This window comes from Bacillus thermotolerans, assembly GCF_000812025.2.
Classification (GTDB): Bacteria; Bacillota; Bacilli; order Bacillales; family Domibacillaceae; genus Quasibacillus; species Quasibacillus thermotolerans.
In genome coordinates this window covers 24316-42962 of the sequence record NZ_JWJE02000033.1, presented here as the reverse complement: position 1 = coordinate 42962, position 18647 = coordinate 24316, and the positions used below count along the sequence as shown (strand labels likewise).

22 protein-coding genes are annotated in these 18647 nt (G+C 44.2%); 12 read left to right on the top strand and 10 right to left on the bottom strand.

The annotated features are described in order from the left end of the window. Positions 1-244: 244 nt before the first annotated feature. From QY97_RS12970 to QY97_RS12960, 3 genes are all read left to right on the top strand, one after another. Positions 245-781 carry a hypothetical protein gene (locus tag QY97_RS12970; protein WP_039235169.1) on the top strand — a complete coding sequence of 179 codons (537 nt, stop codon included), beginning with the start codon at positions 245-247 and terminating at the stop codon, positions 779-781. A gap of 225 nt (positions 782-1006) precedes the next feature. Further along, positions 1007-1390 carry an MHYT domain-containing protein gene (locus QY97_RS12965; protein WP_039235166.1) on the top strand — a complete coding sequence of 128 codons (384 nt, stop codon included), beginning with the start codon at positions 1007-1009 and terminating at the stop codon, positions 1388-1390. A gap of 4 nt (positions 1391-1394) precedes the next feature. Further along, positions 1395-2645 (top strand): diguanylate cyclase domain-containing protein, encoded by a 1251-nt coding sequence (locus tag QY97_RS12960; protein WP_052725837.1) that lies wholly within the window; start codon positions 1395-1397, stop codon positions 2643-2645. A gap of 47 nt (positions 2646-2692) precedes the next feature. Here the strand turns inward: QY97_RS12960 and QY97_RS12955 are convergent, their stop codons facing one another. Further along, positions 2693-3334, bottom strand: a complete 642-nt coding sequence (locus QY97_RS12955; protein WP_039235161.1) for an SDR family oxidoreductase — start codon at positions 3332-3334, stop codon at positions 2693-2695. A 310-nt stretch (positions 3335-3644) separates the two neighbouring features. Between QY97_RS12955 and QY97_RS12950 the strand changes: the two genes are divergently transcribed. After that, on the top strand, positions 3645-4865 hold the full coding sequence (locus QY97_RS12950; protein WP_039235159.1) for an NAD(P)/FAD-dependent oxidoreductase: 1221 nt from the start codon (positions 3645-3647) through the stop codon (positions 4863-4865). A 103-nt stretch (positions 4866-4968) separates the two neighbouring features. Here QY97_RS12950 and QY97_RS20685 read toward each other — a convergent pair whose 3' ends face one another. Next, positions 4969-5097 (bottom strand): YuiA family protein, encoded by a 129-nt coding sequence (locus QY97_RS20685; RefSeq protein ID WP_040047970.1) that lies wholly within the window; start codon positions 5095-5097, stop codon positions 4969-4971. Between the two features lie 228 nt (positions 5098-5325). Between QY97_RS20685 and QY97_RS12945 the strand changes: the two genes are divergently transcribed. Beyond that, on the top strand, positions 5326-5643 hold the full coding sequence (locus QY97_RS12945) for a YuiB family protein (protein ID WP_039235157.1): 318 nt from the start codon (positions 5326-5328) through the stop codon (positions 5641-5643). Positions 5644-5704: 61 nt separating this feature from the next. Here the strand turns inward: QY97_RS12945 and QY97_RS12940 are convergent, their stop codons facing one another. After that, a complete protein-coding gene (locus QY97_RS12940; RefSeq protein WP_039235152.1) occupies positions 5705-6526 on the bottom strand; it encodes a cobalamin-binding protein in 822 nt (273 codons plus the stop codon). Positions 6527-6625: 99 nt separating this feature from the next. On the opposite strand from QY97_RS12940, the gene QY97_RS12935 reads away from it, so the two are divergent. The 6 genes from QY97_RS12935 (at position 6626) to QY97_RS12910 (ending at position 11897) form a co-directional block, all read left to right on the top strand. Further along, entirely contained in the window at positions 6626-8134 is a 1509-nt protein-coding gene (locus QY97_RS12935; RefSeq protein ID WP_039235150.1) for a leucyl aminopeptidase, read from the top strand. A 113-nt stretch (positions 8135-8247) separates the two neighbouring features. Continuing rightward, the gene (locus QY97_RS12930) at positions 8248-9066 is read left to right on the top strand and encodes an STAS domain-containing protein (protein ID WP_039235149.1); all 819 of its coding nucleotides are present in this window, start codon (positions 8248-8250) and stop codon (positions 9064-9066) included. A gap of 236 nt (positions 9067-9302) precedes the next feature. Further along, positions 9303-10622: a Na+/H+ antiporter family protein gene (locus QY97_RS12925; protein ID WP_039235146.1), complete on the top strand. Its 1320-nt coding sequence runs from the start codon at positions 9303-9305 to the stop codon at positions 10620-10622. A 96-nt stretch (positions 10623-10718) separates the two neighbouring features. Next, positions 10719-10910 carry a hypothetical protein gene (locus QY97_RS12920; RefSeq protein WP_039235144.1) on the top strand — a complete coding sequence of 64 codons (192 nt, stop codon included), beginning with the start codon at positions 10719-10721 and terminating at the stop codon, positions 10908-10910. 152 nt (positions 10911-11062) lie between these two features. Continuing rightward, on the top strand, positions 11063-11455 hold the full coding sequence (locus tag QY97_RS12915; RefSeq protein WP_039235180.1) for a hotdog fold thioesterase: 393 nt from the start codon (positions 11063-11065) through the stop codon (positions 11453-11455). Positions 11456-11513: 58 nt separating this feature from the next. After that, positions 11514-11897, top strand: a complete 384-nt coding sequence (locus tag QY97_RS12910; RefSeq protein ID WP_039235141.1) for a DUF2188 domain-containing protein — start codon at positions 11514-11516, stop codon at positions 11895-11897. A 43-nt stretch (positions 11898-11940) separates the two neighbouring features. Here QY97_RS12910 and mnhG read toward each other — a convergent pair whose 3' ends face one another. The 7 genes from mnhG to QY97_RS12875 are packed head-to-tail and all read right to left on the bottom strand — an operon-like array spanning position 11941 to position 17689. Beyond that, positions 11941-12291: a monovalent cation/H(+) antiporter subunit G gene (gene mnhG / locus QY97_RS12905; RefSeq protein ID WP_039235139.1), complete on the bottom strand. Its 351-nt coding sequence runs from the start codon at positions 12289-12291 to the stop codon at positions 11941-11943. Beyond that, positions 12275-12559 (bottom strand): Na(+)/H(+) antiporter subunit F1, encoded by a 285-nt coding sequence (locus QY97_RS12900; RefSeq protein WP_039235137.1) that lies wholly within the window; start codon positions 12557-12559, stop codon positions 12275-12277. Before QY97_RS12900 ends, mnhG begins: the two co-directional genes overlap by 17 nt. Then, entirely contained in the window at positions 12559-13035 is a 477-nt protein-coding gene (locus QY97_RS12895; RefSeq protein WP_039235135.1) for a Na+/H+ antiporter subunit E, read from the bottom strand. The genes QY97_RS12900 and QY97_RS12895 overlap by 1 nt, the downstream gene beginning before the upstream one ends. Positions 13036-13041: 6 nt before the next feature. Continuing rightward, on the bottom strand, positions 13042-14523 hold the full coding sequence (locus tag QY97_RS12890) for a Na+/H+ antiporter subunit D (protein WP_039235133.1): 1482 nt from the start codon (positions 14521-14523) through the stop codon (positions 13042-13044). Then, on the bottom strand, positions 14516-14857 hold the full coding sequence (locus QY97_RS12885; RefSeq protein ID WP_039235130.1) for a Na(+)/H(+) antiporter subunit C: 342 nt from the start codon (positions 14855-14857) through the stop codon (positions 14516-14518). The genes QY97_RS12890 and QY97_RS12885 overlap by 8 nt, the downstream gene beginning before the upstream one ends. Continuing rightward, positions 14857-15282: a Na(+)/H(+) antiporter subunit B gene (locus tag QY97_RS12880; protein ID WP_039235127.1), complete on the bottom strand. Its 426-nt coding sequence runs from the start codon at positions 15280-15282 to the stop codon at positions 14857-14859. Before QY97_RS12880 ends, QY97_RS12885 begins: the two co-directional genes overlap by 1 nt. Next, positions 15275-17689, bottom strand: coding sequence for a Na+/H+ antiporter subunit A (locus QY97_RS12875; protein ID WP_039235124.1), 2415 nt, complete (start codon positions 17687-17689; stop codon positions 15275-15277). The genes QY97_RS12880 and QY97_RS12875 overlap by 8 nt, the downstream gene beginning before the upstream one ends. A gap of 387 nt (positions 17690-18076) precedes the next feature. Here QY97_RS12875 and QY97_RS12865 point away from each other — a divergent pair, with 387 nt between their 5' ends. Continuing rightward, positions 18077-18634 (top strand): DUF5366 family protein, encoded by a 558-nt coding sequence (locus QY97_RS12865; protein ID WP_039235121.1) that lies wholly within the window; start codon positions 18077-18079, stop codon positions 18632-18634. The last annotated feature ends 13 nt before the right edge of the window (positions 18635-18647 follow it).

Sequence of the window (18647 nt, the reverse complement as noted above, 5' to 3'; positions counted from 1 at the left end):
AAAAAATGATGAATGGTACCATCCATCATTTTTTATAGAGGCCACCAAGCGTAGCGCGGTAGCCTAAAACCCCAACATTTGATTTAGAACCATTTTTTAAGGCGTGAAAGAGGAAATGTAAGGTGCCGTCAGAAGCAAATGGATCATTATAAGGAGAAGTTTCATAAAGAGTCGGACAAATAACTGTACAAACACCTCTTTGTTGGCGAATAATGAACCTATAGAAAAAGAGGTGTGCAAAGAATTGAGTAAATTGAAGCATTTTCCGGAGGATAAAGATACCCGGAAGGTTATTTTAGAAAAGTACGCTGATGAAATGAAATTACGTGCAGGCTGGATTGTTTCGGAGGCTAATCAAATCAATGAAAGCTTGAGGCATAGGCAATCTCCCAACAGTATTATTCGGCAGGCGATGAATCTCTTAGGAAATGCGATCGTTATTTTGCGTATCGTTGATCCTATTGACGCTGGTGCTCATAAAGATGAACAAGAAAGAACAAAGGAAAGAGTCGAATTAATAAGAAAAAGGTGGCCCGGCATACCACAGGATCCTCCTAGCGGTCTTAGGGAGGTAAGGAATGATTACGAGCAGTTCGATGCTCGGTTAGATCAGTGGGCTGCTATGGCGGATATAAATACCGACCCCATACTCGGCCAAACGGATATTCATGAGAATCTTCGAAGATTCGAGAAAGACACTTTATACCTTTGGGACAACTCTGTCAATTTATCGGAAGTCGTACAGTGGGCTCAGCAGGTTGATCAAGCTGTGTCAGAGTAGTGTGATTGGCAGAGCGCTTTGGTCAGTGAGGAGATTACCGCATATTTAATTGAATACGATTTAAAAGGATCTGGCTTTAGCTGGATCTTTTTTTATGATCTGCTAAAAAGTCATGCGCTTCTTCCTGGCTGTAAGGCAGAAGAAAGAAAAAAGTAGTTGAATGAGGAGTCTCTTTCTTTGATAGTTAAAGTATGGAAGTTATACTAAATAAAGGTTGTTATGAATATGCTGGCTGAAAAAGAACTAATCGAGTTTCACCATATGAATCTAATGGTTATTTCGATTGTGGTGGCGGTGTTTGCTTCTTATGTGGCTGTTAACCTTCTAAGCCGAATTACAGTGCATAATACAAAGAGAGATAAGTGGTTATTGTTTCTTTCTTCTATCGTGATGGGCGGCGGCATATGGACGATGCATTTTGTTGACATGCTTTCACTTTATTTAAATACTCAAGTGACCTATGACATGAGCTTAGTTATCCTGTCATTTATTTTGTCCGTGACTTCCTCTGCTTTTTCCTTTTGGATTGTCGAAGGAGCCCAGCATAGAAAACATTCTATGATGATCAGCAGTATGGTTTTAGGGGCAGGAATTGTAGGAATGCACTAACTATATGGGAATGAAATCAATAACAATGTTGGAAGAAGCGGCATACGACCGGGTATTATTCATGGCTTCTCTCGTCATTGCTATATTGGTCTCCAGGCTGGCCTTCTGGTTTCTCTTTAAATATAGAAGCAGTACACTAGTTAAAAAATTGTTAGGTTCTGCTTTTTTAGGTTTGGCGATATCCAGCATGCATTACGCCGGAATGAGTGCAGTAGACTTCACTGCTCATGATCATGGTGTGTCAAGCGCCGGATACTCCAGTTCAAGTTCTGTTATAGAGTTTATTAGCAGTTTGTTTATTGTTTTTATTTTATTGGTGTTACTAGCCATCTCTGCGAGAAATGAGCGGTACACCGCTAAGATTAAAGAGAGTGAAGAGAAGTATCGGCGGTTAGTGGAATTATCTCCTATCGGGATAGCTATTCACCGGTTCGGTGTTATTACTTATATGAACCCTGCCGGTATGAAAATACTCGGCGTTCAAAAGCCGGAAAGCCTAGTCGGTCAAAATATGCTGACATTTATTCATCCAGATTATCATGCAATCGTGCAGGAACGGTGGCGAACCATCCGGGAAGAGAACCGACCTGTAGATATGCTGGAGGAGCAGATGATACGGCTGGACAAGCAGGTCATTGATGTAGAGATTAAAGGCATACCGATCATTCATGATGGCGAGCGGTTCGTGCAAATCTTCTTTAAAGACATCACCGACCGTAAAAGAGCGGAGAATCTAGTTTGCCGAATGGCTTATCATGATCCGCTGACAGGATTGCCTAACAGGCGCTTGCTATTAGATTCGTTAAATAAAGCATTACAGTCTGTCCCATTCGATGTTTCTGCTGTGGCTGTCATGTTTATTGATTTAGATGGGTTTAAGCGGGTAAATGACACATTTGGGCATGACGTTGGTGATTTGCTTTTAGTAGAAGTGGCTAAGCGGTTAACAAATAGTACTGGCCGGAGGAACCTGGTATCACGGTTAGCGGGCGACGAGTTTGCTGTTTTGATGCCTTCTATTCAACAAGAGGAAGCACAAGCGGTCGCCGAGAAGATTATAGAGGATCTGAATTTCCCCTTCATTATAGAAGAGCAGAAGATTTGCATTACCCCGAGTGTCGGCGTCTCCTTCACGGATAAATTTGGTGAAAAGGCTGAGGCACTGATCAAGCAAGCAGATACAGCTATGTATCAAGCGAAGAAGCAAGGGAAAAATAATTATAAAGTTTACCTCGGAAATGAGGTTAGCGGCTAAAGCTGCCTATACTTCAAAAGCACCCTGTATACAGGGTGCTTTTTTGTTTAAATTCGCGTTAATGCATCACCAATGGGTGTATCTCCATTAATGATTTCGAATACTTTTCCTTCCGTTTCTTTAGTGAGCAGAGAGGCAACAAGCACTTCTGCTACGTCCTCACGGGAAATGGCGCCCCCCATTGGGGTGATCTGTGTAGCCAGTTCAATTCTGCCGGTTCCAGGGTCGTTTGTTAATGCGCCTGGCCGGACAATAGTGAAGTTTAATCCGCTCTCAATAAGGTAATCGTCAGCGTTTCTCTTTGCCTCTAGATAAGGGCGTATAGAATCGGGTGCTTCCTCAAGGCTGTTTGTTCCCATGGAGCTGAGCATAATAAAGCGCTCAATGTTCTTCTCCTTCGCAAAATCGACTGCTTTCTTGGCGCCTTCCTGATCAACGGCAATCGTTTTATCATGGCCGGTACTTGACCCTGAACCAGCTGCGAAGATCACGGCATTGACGTCGTTCATGGCAAAGCTGAAGTCCTGCTCTAAATCTGCTAGGATCGGCTTGGTTCCGAGCTTTTCCATTGCTTCGGTGTGTTCCGCTTTGCGAATCATGGGCCGGGCAATATGCTGATTGTGTTCCATTACTTTTTTAACAATGATTCTTCCGGTTAATCCGCTGGCTCCAATAACAAGTATATTCATGCGAATCCCCCTGTTCTTGTAAAAATCTTACTAGTTAATGTACCCTGTTTTGAAACAAAAAAACGAATGGAGGTAAAGAGAAAAGCAAATAGGTGAAATCTATGAAATGTCTTGAAAAAGCACTCGAAAAAGCATATTATTGAACTAGAATGCTTTGTTACATTTTCATACAATTTTCTTTTACTTTTTGTAAAGTATTTTTTTACCACCATTCGTGAAAATAATCACATTTTCATTGAATGACCGAGTGATTTGTATATTGTGCGAATGCGAGCGCAAAAATATGTGTAGAAGGTGGCAGGGATCTCTTATGAACAAACCTAAAATCGTCGTGTTAGGTGCAGGCTACGGCGGCCTAATGACAGTAACTCGTCTGCAAAAGGCTTTAGGGCAAGACGAGGCAAATATTGTACTTGTGAACAGACATGATTACCACTACGAAACAACTTGGCTGCATGAAGCTTCTGCAGGTACGCTTCATCATGACCGCGTGCGTTATGATGTAGACAGTGTTATTAACCGCAGTAAAGTAGAGTTTGTCCGCGCAGAAGTAGAAGATATTAAACCAGCTGAGAAGAAGGTAGTATTAAGCACGGGTGAAGTGGAGTATGACTATTTAGTTATCGCACTTGGCGGAGAATCCGAAACGTTCGGCATCCCAGGCTTGAAGGAACATGCATTTACTATTTCTAACGTGAATGCTGCTCGTCAAATCCGTGAGCATATAGATTATCAATTTGCTACATACGCAACAGAAACAGAAAAAGATGAAAATCGTTTGCGAATCGTAGTCGGCGGTGCTGGATTTACAGGTATTGAGTTCCTTGGCGAGCTTGTAAACCGTGTGCCGATTCTATGCCGTGAATACGATATCGATTATTCAAAAGTACGCATTTACTGTGTAGAAGCTGCTCCAACTGTTCTTCCTGGTTTCGATCCGGAGCTTGTTCAATATGCTGTCGCTCAATTGGAGAAGAAAGGCGTCGAGTTCAAAATCGGCACACCAATTAAAGAAGCAACAACAGAAGGTATTAAAGTGGATAAAGGTGACGGTGAATTAGAAGAAATTAAAGCCGGTACAGTTATCTGGGCAGCAGGTGTACGAGGAAGCAGCCTTATCGAAAAGTCAGGCATTGAGAACATGCGTGCTCGCGTGAAAGTAGATGCTGATTTACGTGCACCAGGTCATGATAATGTATTCGTGATCGGTGACTGTTCTCTTGTCATCAATGAAGAAATCAATCGTCCATATCCTCCAACTGCACAAATCTCTATGCAGCAAGGGGAAGTGTGTGCGCGTAACATTGTTAAGCTTATTCGAGGTGATCAAGGAACACTTGAAACCTTCAAGCCGGATATTAAAGGAACAGTATGTTCACTAGGTGATAACGATGCCATTGGTGTGGTCTATGGCAAAAAATTAACTGGCACGAAAGCCTCCTTTATGAAGAAAATGATCGATAACCGTGCGCTGTTAATGATCGGTGGTCCTGGTCTTGTACTGAAAAAAGGTAAATTTAACTTTATCTAATCAACCTTATTTGAATGAACAGCAGACGCTAAGCCTTTAGAGCAGAGTGTCCCTCAGATAGAACAGAAAGAGACCGGCTCTCTAAGCAGCCGGTCTCTTTCTGTTATTTTTGCTCTTTTTCTGAAGCGGTTCCTTTACAGTACGGACAAGTTTCTGAGCCTCCAAGCAGTAGTTGAACATACCCATGGCCTTCACAATAGCTGCACGGCTTCGTCAATGTGTGAACACTCAAAAGAGCACCCCTTCTTTTAGAAATTTCTGATAATATACCATGCATTTTCAACCTGAACAATCTCTTTTTGCGCACAAAGCCATCTAAACGACAGAACACTTTATCGCTTTAAAGGAACGGGGGTCTGTCCCCCATTCCTTTAAAGGGGTGAAGCGCGGGCGGGGAGCGGTTGACGTTTGACAGGGAATTGAGTACACTATTCATTAGTGATTTAGGGGGGGGACAGGAATGCATGTAGCCATTTTGCTTGTTTCGATTCTGTTATTTTTTATTTTATTTTTCGGTATTGGTTTTTTATTAAATATGCTGCTTCGCATGACATGGATTATGGCATTTATTTATCCGCTTGTAACGATTGCTATCGTGGATGGAATCAGTACGTTTGATTATATTTTTAACGCCGGTGAATCATTCCATGCATTAGGAACAAAAATGACTTCTTTGAAGCTCGCGGATATTATTATCCTAACCAGCGGCTTCCTCGGTGCGATTGTATCAGGAATTACGATGCGAATTTTGCGCCAAAAAGGATATCGAATGTTTTAACACACGGCCGATCGATGAAGCGGCCGTTTTTTATATTCTAAAAAAGCCGCGGTTCTCCTCATCAGGAGCTGCGGCTTTTTTCAAAGAAAGGGTCTAGCTGAATCGATTGAAAAGCGTGCGGATGAATTAAGTTAGCCAGTTTATGAAGACCGGCCACGAGTCTTAAGGACGGGCGGCAGAAAAGATGCTCTTCCATCACATGGACGCGTCCCTGCTTGACAGCGGGAAGCTCACTCCAGCCCGGCCGCTTTAAAACGCTCGAAGGCTGGATTTTCTCAATCGGTACACCCACCCATGAAAGCAGAATATAGTCGGGGTTTTTCCCCTTAACTTCCTCCCAATCACTCTGAACATTTGCCGTCTTTCGATCAGCAAATAGGTTGTGGGCACCGGCCAGTTCACTGATTTCGGTTAACCAATTCACTTGGCCAGGCGCAAACACGGGCTTTGGCCACCACTCCCAATAGAGCGAAGGGCGCTCCTCTATACGGGAAGCAGCCGACCGAAACTGTTCGAGCTGTTCCTTATAAACCTCAGCAGCCTGTACTCCGCGTTCAGGCACCCCACATATTCTCCCCATTTCTTTCACCGATTCACCGATTTCTGATAAGGATTGAGGATTTGTCACAATGTACGGAATATTACGCTCTTTAAGCTTCTCCACATTCTTCTCCATGCCTGGAACACTTAAGGAAGCAAGAACTAAGTCAGGCTTCAGTGCTTCCACTTTATCCATATCAATGGACAAATCTGGACCGAGGTTCGGCAGATGATCCACTTCAGGTGGCCAGTCTGAATAGTCATCTACGCCGATTAAATGTTCTGTTAGGCCGAGAAACTCTACCATTTCCGTATTGCTCGGGCAAATAGAAATAATACGCATGATAAACCTCCTTTTACTGGATAGTTTCTTCTATTATACTACAGTTATGTTTCGTGCTAAGAAAATCTTTCCTGTATAATGAGCATGGAGGTGCATGTAATGTTTAGTGTGAAGAATGAAACCTTTTTAAAAGAGAAAGAAGAATTACTCATAATTGGACTGTACGACCGTCCGATTAAGTTTGAAGGCGAATTAGCTGAGCTAGATGAAGCGCTAAATGGACAACTGACGGAACTTGTCAAAGAAGGAGACATATCCGCTAAGAAAAAGGAGACGGCCCTTATTCCAACATTAGGAAGAGTGCCGGTAAAGCGCCTCTTGTTTATTGGTCTAGGAAAAGATAAGAAGGCTGATTTCCAAGAGATGAAGGAAGCTATTGGCGCGGCGGCCAAAACGATAAAGAAGGTGCGGCTTTCTTCCATAGCGGTGGCTCTTGATAGCTTTGTGTGCGAGAGAATAGAGGCAGATGATGCGGCCCATGCCTTTAGCGAGGCATTTGGACTCGCTTCTTATGAATTTAAAGGCTATAAGCAGCAGTCGAACGACCCGGAGCAGGCTGTAGAGCAAGTAACGGTTTATACGAAAGCTGAAGCAGGTGTCGTTAGTGCGGCCCTCCATGTCGGCTATGTCTTTAGCCAAGGAACAAATTCAGCCCGTACACTTGTGAATACACCGGGAAATCTGCTGACAGCGAGCGACATGGCTGACTATGCACGAAAGCTGGCTGAAACATACAATTTCGAGGTGGAAATTCTGGAGAAAGAGGACATCGAGAAGCTCGGTATGGGAGCATTTTTAGCAGTCAACCAAGGATCCGTTGAACCGCCAAAAATGATTACACTAAAATATCATGGACAGGAAGAGTGGAAAGATGTCCTGGGCCTTGTCGGCAAAGGGATTACTTTTGATACAGGCGGCTATTCGATTAAGCCGAAAACAGGCATTGTTGGCATGAAAACGGATATGGGCGGGGCTGCAGCTGTATTTGGGGCCATGGAAATTATTGGCGAGCTTAAGCCCCAGCAAAATGTAGTGGCCGTCATCCCGGCAACAGATAATATGATCAGCGGAGAAGCTTTTAAGCCTGATGATGTCATTACTTCGATGAGCGGAAAAACCATTGAGGTGCTGAATACGGACGCAGAAGGCCGTTTAGTGTTAGCTGACGCCATGACGTACGCCAAGCATCATAAAGCTGATTATTTAGTCGACGTGGCTACATTGACTGGGGGAGTCGTTGTCGCGCTTGGGGACGATAAAACGGGTGCCCTCACAAACAATGAAGAGTTCTTCGAGGAAGTGCTTGAAGCTTCCAATGAAGCAGGAGAATTCATTTGGCGTTTACCGCTGACAGAGAAGGATAAGCAACGTATCCGGAGCAGTAAAATTGCCGATTTAAACAATTCGCCAGGACGTGAAGGCCATGCGATTATGGGTGGCGGCTTCGTCGGTGAGTTTGCGGAAGATACGCCTTGGGTGCATTTAGATATTGCGGGCACAGCTGATTCAAGTAAGGCGTCCGCACTTGGACCAGCAGGAGCAACAGGTGTAATGGCCCGTACGCTGGCTCTGTTAGCGCTGAGAAGGCCTGATAATCAAGAGAAATAGAGGATCACACCCGCTGTCATGTCAGCGGGTTCTTTTCATTATAGAAAAAGCCAGCTTTTACTGATTCCTCTATTCTTTTAGATTATAATGAGAATAAGAAGGGAGGGGAAAGCATGGAGAAGGTTTTAAGGCTCGCTGCTTATCTTGATGAGCACTCCCTGGAGTTGGCGGACGAACTTGTACATACGATTGTTTCTCAGCTTGATGATGAAATGTCTGACCAGGAAATAAGGGAGTACGTGGAGATGTATACGGACTTCATCCATATTTCTAGTGAAGTTCTTTCTTCCGGAAGAGGTATACCATCAGAGCAATTATTGGATTGGAGCAGAAAGAAAGGAAGCTACACAGCTGAAAAAGGGGAAAGGATCTCTGCTGTGGCAGATCGTTATCCAGCGGCACGCTGGGCTTTTGCAGAAAAGCTGGCGGCTCTTGCTGATCAATTCGACTTAACTTCGGAGGAAGCAGGCTTTTTGAAGAGGCAAGTTCATTTGATGCTGGATGTTAGCTTAAATGAAGTGATCCGTGCCTTTGAGCAAAAAGTAGAAGAGTTAATACAGGAGGCACAAGCGGAAATTATGCACTTATCTGCGCCAATTGTCCCTCTTCAGCAAGGCTTAGCTGTTCTTCCTATTGTGGGATCAATTAATGAAGAACGAGCGGCCTTTTTGCTAGAGAAAACGGTGCCCCGTGTAGCGGAGCTTCAGCTTGAAAGCTTAATTATCGACTTTTCAGGTCTTTCTCATATAGATACGATGGTAGAGAAGTCTTTATTTGATATGTATCAGATACTTAAAATGATTGGGATTGAACCAATTGCTACCGGCATTCGCCCTGATCTCGCGCAGAAGATTACTAACATTGGAGCCGATCTTTCTGCTATTAAAGCATATTCTACAGTTAGAGAAGCGCTTGAACAGATAAATAAATGAAAGTGAAAAAAGCTGTCTCATGACCATGTCAAAAGAGACAGCTTTTTTCGAACAAGGACTTTTACGCTTTAAAGGGGTGGGGGACTGTCCCCCACCCCTTTAAAGCGTAAAAGCGAACCTATTTAGGAAAATGTTTGGTATTTAGAAGAAGGCATTGACAAGGGATAAGGAAGTCTGCTATCTTTCTGTTTAGTGCTCTACTAATTTAGCAAACTAAAGTGAAAGGGGCATCTTAGATGAATGCTGTAGTAATTGCTGTCGTGGTTATGCTTCTTCTAAGCTTGTTGCGTGTAAATGTTGTCTTTTCATTAATCGCAGGAGCATTGGCAGGAGGCATCATTGGCGGCTTAGGCATAGAGGGTACAATTGGAGCGTTTACCGACGGAGTTGGCGGTGGAGCGAATGTTGCGCTTAGCTACGCCATGCTTGGAGGATTTGCTGTAGCGATCTCAAGCACAGGACTCCCTAATGTATTAGTAGAATTTATTTTAAAACGGGTTGGAACAAAAGGAGAGGCGCGCTCGAAGAAGTTGCCGCGCGCATTGATTATCCTCTTTGTCTTATTAATGGCCTGCTTCTCGCAGAACCTCATTCCTATTCATATTGCTTTCATTCCTTTATTGATTCCGCCTCTATTGAAAGTCATGAATGAATTGAAGATTGACCGGCGACTGATTGCCTCGGTTTTAACCTTCGGGTTAGTGACACCGTATATGCTGCTTCCGGTGGGCTTCGGACAAATCTTCCAGGGGATCATTGCAGATAATATTACTCAAAGCGGGCTAACGGTTAGCATAGACGATATACCGAAAGCTATGCTGTTTCCATCACTTGGTATGCTGTGTGGTTTACTGATTGCCGTTTTCTTCTCTTATCGAAAACCTCGTACATACGATGATGCAGTCATAGCGGGTGAAACAGAAGAGGTTCAAGGATATTCTGCATCGGGTGTTATCGTTTCTATTATTGCCCTGATTGGTGCACTTGCCGCTCAATTATGGACAGATTCCATGGTCTTCGGTGCATTGATCGGTATCATTATCTTGTATATTGGACGAGCGATGAAATGGAATGAAGCTGATGAGCTATTAACTGCCGGCATGCGCATGATGGCGTTCATTGGATTTGTTATGATTGCGGCGGCTGGCTTTGCGAGTGTGATGAGGGAGACAGGACATGTCGAACACCTAGTGGAACAAGCAGCTTCGCTGATTGGCGGCAACCAGGTCCTTGGCGCCTTCCTTATGCTAGTAGTCGGCTTGCTTGTTACGATGGGGATCGGGTCGTCATTTTCAACGGTCCCTATTATCGCTACGATCTTTGTTCCGCTTGCACTCGAGCTCGGATTTAGCCCGATGGCGACAGTGATTCTTGTAGGAACGGCTGGTGCGCTCGGTGATGCCGGTTCGCCAGCTTCAGATAGTACGCTTGGTCCTACAGCAGGATTAAACGTAGATGGCCAGCACAATCACATTTGGGATACATGTGTACCAACCTTCTTGCATTACAATCTTCCCGTTATTATATTCGGATGGATCGCCGCTTTATTAGTTTAAAAAGATACGAAACAAGGCATGGACTGCTCTTCGGCAGCCCATGCCTTTTTGTCTTTCCGAGCATAGTACATAGTAGAGAGAAAAAAAGGAGGTTATATGAGAATGTACCGAGATGAGCGTATCTTCCCAATTGGAGGACCTTTCGTCGGCGGGCTGCTCGGCGGGCTGATTGGCGGAGCCATTTCACGGCCGGGTTACTGTCACCGGCCTTATTATCCGCCTTATTATTACCATCGGCCATACCCGCCTTACTACCGGCCGCATCGTCCACCATACTATCACTATTAGCAGAGAAGGCTTCCTGACTAGGAAGCCTTTTCTTATTGCTTGTAAAGGTCATTGAAAAGGAATGAGACAATTGAGCGCATTCGGTGGAATGGATATAATGAATGAGGTATGGATGCTACGGAAGGAGAGGACAGGAGATGGATCGAGAACAAATGTTAAAGGACAGGACCAATACATTAGCTCATTCGCTAGGAATGGAGTTCGTAGAGATAAGCAAAGGAAAGGTTGTTATGACTATGCCTGTCGACGAACGTACCCGTCAGCCGCACGGATTCCTGCATGGCGGTGCTTCGGTTGCTTTAGCAGAAACGGCTGCCAGCGTAGGAACGGCCTATTTAATTGATGAAGAGAAGGAAATTTGCTTTGGACTGGAAATCAATGCGAATCACATTAAAGCCAAAAGAGAAGGAACGGTAACAGCTGTCGCTACGATCGCTCACCAAGGGCGAACAACAATGGTATGGGAAATTCATATTCGCGATGAAGAGGGCGCACTCATTTGCCTTTCCCGTTGCACGGTTGCTGTCATGCCAAAGAAAAAATAGTTTCCTCTGCCGGGTAAAAGGGAAAAGCAAGAGTAATCAATAAGCAGGAGGAATAAGCATGCCTTGGAGCGAAAATGATTACCCGGCATCAATGAAAAATTTGCCGGAGGAGGTACGTAATAAAGCCATTGAAATAGCAAATGCCCTTCTAGAAGAGGGGTATGCAGAAGGGAGGTCTATCGCCATTGGAATCGACCGGGCCCGCGATGCTGTCGGAGAAGGGCAGGGAAGTGACAAAGGACGTCCTGTCTATCATCTGAAACCAAAAGAAAATGGTGACGGATGGCAGCTTGTGAAAGAGGGCAGCGAGTCAAGCATTGCAGCGGGTGAAACAAAAAGTGAAGTGTCTGACCGGGCGAAAGAGCATGTTCAGGAACAGGAAGGAATTCTTGTGATCCACCGCGAAGACGGCAGTATACAGGATAGGCTATATGAGAATTGAACCCATAATCAAACCCCCAGCGGCGATTCGCTGGGGGTTTGGTTTACTTGCTTTTTTGCGGCTTATTCTTTAAATCGTCCCGTATGCTCTCTTTAGAAAGCCCAACACCAGAGTTGTAAGCTGCACGGCTGATTAAGTGAGCGGCTACCGGCGCTGTCATAAAGAGAAAGATGAACCCTAGAAGGACTCGTGAGCTGAAATGCCCTTCTACAAGATAGAAATATAAGAAACAGCCCAGAAGGATGGACATCACGCCAAGCGTCGAGCTTTTAGAGGCGGCATGGTTGCGGGTATAGACATCGGGAAGGCGGATAACTCCGAAGGCAGCAACCAGGCTCAGAAAGGCGCCTATGATTAGAAAGAAGGAGATTAAGAGATCAACGGCGAGGTTCATTTTCAATAATCTCTCCTTTCTCTAAGAACTTCGAGAAGGCCACTGTACCGATGAACGCTAAAATACCAATAAGCAAAATAACATCCAAGAAAGCATTGGTTTTTAGCAGCATGGACAAGATACCGCACATGGCTACCAGGTTTACACCAATTGCATCAAGGGCAACAACACGGTCGGGTACAGTCGGTCCAACAATGACCCGGTACGTAAACCCCAGCGTGGAAACCGCTACAGCCAAGAGCGCCACCTGCATAACTGTTTCAAGCATCAGCGCCCCACCTCCTTAATGGCTTTTTCAAACGAGTTTTTAATGCTGTGAATGGCATCTTCAACATCAGGCAAGTCAATCGCATGCACATATAAGATTTTTTGATCGTCAGATACGTCTATGACGAGCGTACCAGGCGTTAATGTAATTAAGCTGGATAACAGAGTGATTTCCCAGTCTTTCTTCAAATCGGTCGGCAAGGCGAAGATGCCTGGCTGGATATTGAGCTTTGGCCTCAAAATGAGTCGGAGTACATCAATATTAGCCATAATCAATTCTTTAAAGAACAGAAGAATTAAGCGGATCACTGCAAAAACGCGGCGCAGGTAAAACTCTGTTTTAAAGAACCGGCGCATGCCGTACAAGAGAATCGCTCCAAGAAGATATCCGATAATAAAGGTTGATGCATCAAAGGATACTTGGATAAACATCCATAGAAACGCTAAAAAGAAATTAAGTAAAATTTGAAAAGCCATAAGACATTACTCCTTTAACACTGCATCGATATAGATTGTCGGGTTGACGAGTGCATCACTGGCTTGTGAAATAATCGGGTACATCACTTCTGCACCTGTCCCATAGAGAACAGAGGCGAGCACAAGGATAGCTGCCGGCACCCACAGGAACTGGACAGGCTGCTTCTCTTCCCCAGGATAATCTTTTGGAGCTCTCCAGAAGCCATTCATAAAGATTTTGATTACTGAGAAAAGAACGACAAGGCTCGATAACAGAACAATGATCGAACCGATATATTGTCCTTCGGCAAAGCCGCTCCGTACAATCAATAGTTTGCCGACAAAACCGCTCAGCGGAGGAATCCCAGCAAGCGCAAAGCAGGCAACCAGGAAGGTCCAGCCGACGAGTGGATACTTTTTAATCAATCCGCCCATCTGGCGCAAATCACTCGTAGCGGTAATTTTAATCATGATACCGATGAGCAGGAAGAGAGCCGCTTTAATGATCATATCATGAATGATATAGAAGATGGTCCCTGTGTAGGATTCTTCCGTTGCAACCGAAAAGCCGAAGAGCAGCACACCGACCGCTACGATAATGTTATAAATGATGATCTTCTTAACATCCCAGTAAGCAATGGCTCCGATGCAGCCAACAATCACAGTTATAATCGCCAGAATGCTGAGAAGCTCATGAGTAAACGCCTGGTCGCCATAAAAGAATAGCGAGTAGCTCCGCATAATCGAATAAATACCGACCTTTGTCAGCAGAGAGCCGAACAAAGCAAGGACCGGAACAGGAGGGGCGTAATAAGAGCCCGGAAGCCAGAAATAAAGCGGAAAAATCGCTCCCTTCAATCCGAATACGATCAGGAACAGGACAGCTAGAACAGTCAAGATAGGCAATTGACCGATTTCACTGATCCGCTGTGAAATGTGCGCCATGTTCAGGGAGCCGACAACTGAGTACAGCATCCCCACTGCAATAACGAAAAGGGCAGAGGAAATAATATTGACGAGAATATATTTAACTGACTCCCGCAGCTGAATCTTCGTTCCGCCGATAACGATTAATACGTAAGAAGACATCAGCATCACTTCAAAGAATACGAACAGGTTAAAGATATCACCTGTTGTAAAGGCGCCGTTTACACCGACAAGCAGGAATTGAACGATTGGATAATAGTAGAATCGTTCACGTGCTGTGCCGATCGAACGGAAGGAGTACAAGGTAATACATAATACGATAAGCGACGAAGTCGCTACGAGTACGGCAGATAGCATATCAGACACCAGCGTAATGCCAAATGGTGCCTGCCAGCTGCCTAAGTTCACTGTCTGAATACCCTCATTCTTTACCGTTAAAATCAACACAATCGAGGCAGCAAAGGTACCTATGGTAGAAATAAGAGAAATTACCCGCTGCACTGCAATTGACTTAGAAAAAATGATTAACAAGGTGGCAGTAACGAGAGGAATCAGAATGGGCAAAATTAACAGGTTAATCATTTGCTTCATTACCTCTCATTTCTTCTGTGTTGTCTGTGCCTAATTCCTGATAAGCCCGATAAGCTAGAACAAGGAAGAAGGCTGTAATACCGAAACTAATGACAATCGCTGTCAGGATCAGAGCCTGCGGCAGGGGATCAACATAGGAAGCTGCTTCTTCACCAAGAAGGGGAGCGGCACCTCTCTTTAACCCTGCCATTGTGATGAGCAGCAAATGGGCGCCGTGGCTCAACAGCCCGGTGCCAACGATAATCCGAAGCAAGCTCTTAGAAAGCATTAAATATACAGCGCTCGCGAATAAAAATCCAATGAGAATTGACATTAATATCTCCATTACTCACTCTCCCCTATCGTTTGAATAATGGTCATGGTCACGCCAACAACAACTAGGTAGACCCCTAGGTCAAACAACATGGCAGTATGAAGTCCCGTTTCCCCGAGAATAGGGAGGTATACATCCCCAAATGCATGGGTGAAGAAGGGAACGTTGAATAACATTGCACCGGCTGCCGTAGCTATGGCAATCAGAAGACCAAGACCGACAACGATTTTATAATCTACCGGGAACCCCTTGGCTACTGTTTGAATATCAAAGGCAAGAAGCAGCAGCACGATTGCTCCAGATGTCATCAATCCACCGATGAAGCCTCCGCCGGGGTAATAATGACCGGCGAAGAACAGGTGAATAGAGAACAGGATAATGATGAAAAAGATAACCTTGCTGGCCGTCTGGAAAATCACATTGTTTGGATTATTCATCTGCTCCTTCTCCTTTCTTTGATAATCGCAGTTTGATCATGCCGAAGATACCAAGTGCAGCAATAGCCAATACAGAAATCTCGAATAATGTATCGAATCCGCGGAAATCTACGAGGATGACGTTAACCATGTTCTTGCCTGCAGCTTCTTCGTACGTATTAGCAATGTAGTATTCAGAAATAGATTCAAAGCGCTTTGTGCTGTGAGCAGACAGAGCCATCAAGGTTACTATTGTTCCCACACCAAGAGCTACAGCTAAGTTGCCGAGCTTAAATCGTCTTCCCTCCTGGTCGCGGTTCAGCTGAGGCAAGTGGTAGAAGCAAAGCAGGAACAAGGCGACTGAGACTGTTTCAATGACTAACTGCGTCAAAGCTAAATCCGGTGCTCGGAAAATAACAAAGAACAAGGACACCGTGTAGCCGACGGCTCCTAAAGCAATGATAGAAGTCAACCTTGATTTGGCTGCCAAAATAGCCATGGTACCGGCTATGATAACAGCTGAAAGAACCATTTCATACACACCAATTGGGGCGAGATTATCTGTGCTGACTGTAAAGGCATCTTTGTTCCAAAGTGTAAACCCGAGAATTCCAATAAAGAAGACAAAGATGTAAATAAGATACGTACGAATCGACCCGTTCATATAAGCTTTCGTAACATTATAAGAGCCGCGCTCGGACGCATATAAGCCCGTATCATACAACGTATTTAATGTAACTTTTCCTGGGAATATGCTATAGAGCCGGATCCATTTATTCAACGTCAGATACATGAGTATACCGAGAACCACTACTCCAATGGTCATGAATAGCTCAGTAGAGAAGCCATGCCAATGAGAGACGTGGACATCAAGCACTTCGCCTGCAGGTACAATAGAAGGCATAATTGCTGCGGCTGCCGGCTGAATTAAGCTGTACGACAGCAAATTCGGGAAAAGACCGAACAGCACAACGAGCGCCGCCAGTACGATTGGCGAAATAAGCATGCCGAATGGTGCTTCGTGTGGCTTTCTCTCAAGTTTTTCAGGCTGATACTTCCCGGTAAATGTTTTAAATACCAGAATCATGCTGTAAATGAATGTGAATACGCTTCCTACCCAGGCGAGTACTGGGAACAAGAGGCCCCAAGTCTCCAGGTTGAAAATATCTGCTGAGAGCAGCTGAAGCATACCAGTAAAGAACATTTCCTTACTTAAGAACCCATTGAAAGGCGGAAGCCCTGCCATAGAAAAGGCGCCGATAATAGCAATGGTAAAGGTGATCGGCATGAAGCTCATTAAGCCGCCGAGCCTGCGGATGTCCCTTGTACCGGTTTCATGATCCACAATGCCAACGACCATGAATAAGCTTCCTTTGAACGTAGCGTGGTTAATTAAGTGAAAGACAGCGGCAATCGTTGCTGCTGTGTAGATGTTATCATCCAGTGCCTCAAAGTGAAGGGCGATCGCTCCTGCACCAAGAAGTGACATAATCAAGCCGAGCTGGCTCACAGTGGAGAAAGCCAGAATCCCTTTCAAGTCGGTTTGTTTCACCGCATTGAATGATCCCCAGAATAAGGTGAAAATACCAATACCGCCAACGAGCCAAAACCAATACTCTGAAAAAGCAAAGATTGCACTCAGACGGGCGACTAAATAAATACCGGCCTTTACCATCGTAGCTGAATGCAGGTAAGCGCTGACAGGAGTAGGCGCTTCCATCGCATCTGGAAGCCAGATATAGAATGGAAATTGGGCTGATTTTGTAAAGGCGCCTAAAAGAATGAGAATCATCGCAAATAAGAAAAGTGGATGGTTATTGAGTACGTCGGCTTGAGCGATTAGCTCACGTACGCTGAAGGTATCACCCATGATGGAAAGCAGCAGAAAGCCGCCTAGCATCGCTAAACCGCCAAATACGGTAATGAGCATGGACTTTAAAGCACCATAACGTGAACGGTCCCGGTCATACCAATAGGCGATAAGCAGGAAAGAGGAAATGGATGTCAGTTCCCAGAACATATACAGAGTAATTAAGTTATCTGAGAGAACAACACCTAGCATCGCGCCCATGAACATGAGTAAATAGACGTAAAAATTGTGAAGGCTTTCTCTTTCCTTCGATAAATAGAAAATGGAATACAAAACAACGAGAGCCCCGATTCCGGTAATAAGCAAAGCAAACAATAAGCTAAGCCCATCGACATAAGCGGTGAAGCTAATGCCCAGCGATGGAATCCAGTCAAAGGACCTTTGGAAGACTCCATTATCACGAGTGACCGGCAGAAATTGCAGAAAATACACGAACAATACAATAGGCAGGATCAGGACAAACCAGCCAGTATGTATCTTTCTCAGCCCTTTATAGAATAAAGGAACCAATATAGCCATTAAAAAAGGAGAAAAAATGGCTAAATGCAGTAAAGACAAAAAAATCCCTCCTCGTAGCCTGAAGAATATGTGCGAAAAAAAGTAAAAGAACACCTGTATATAACGAGGCGTCCGCCAGCGTGCACGGCTTATTATTTGTATGTGTATTATCGCTTTACCACGCTATCTCATACCTCCTAAAGCATTATAACGTAAAAAGAAGCATTATGCATGGTCTGAAAATCGAACTAACAGAAAAGTCGGGTAATGATAATAAATATGTAGAAACGTGACAAACCAGCTAATAAAAAAATTTTATTTTTGATATTTTGATAGCCTGATGGAAAATTATGTTGCTTGTTATTGAAAATGAGAAAAAAGCCCTTGTCATTATTTGCCGTCTCTTGCATAATAAAGTGGAAGAAAGGAAGAGAGGGTATATTCTTCATGAAAAATACTTACGTAACTGGCTATTTGCCTCTAGCAGCAATTTTATTGTTTAGTTTGTCTTTTGCTTTATTCACTCAAGGCCTTGCCGTTTCTCTTTTTAAACAGGTTGGCTTATATACAGGGCTGCTTGAGATGTTTACGGAAACAGAGTTGAAACTAGCTATGACAATTGCGTTGATGATGTTGTTTTTCTTTATCATTTCTGGATTGAAGGTTATTGCCAATACACTGAATGAGCTGTCTCTATTATTTTTCTCTAAGGATACAGAAGGTGAGTTGTTAAGAGTTGTTCGCAGCGGATCAATTATTTTCTTCCTTGGCGGTCTGCTCTCACTTATAAGCTTCTCCTCAATAAAGGGAATTCTTATTATTTTTGCGCTGACAGCTATTGGCTATTTCGTCTACTTTGTATATAAGACAAGTAAAAACTTATCTCCAGCTAATTTGATCGGTCTGATTGCTTTTCAAATTGTTTCGTGGTCAACGCTTGTCGTATTGCTAGCGCTTGTCGGCATGAAATTATACAATGGTGTGCTCGGAGGCTTGCCGCTGTAAACCTGCCTGATTT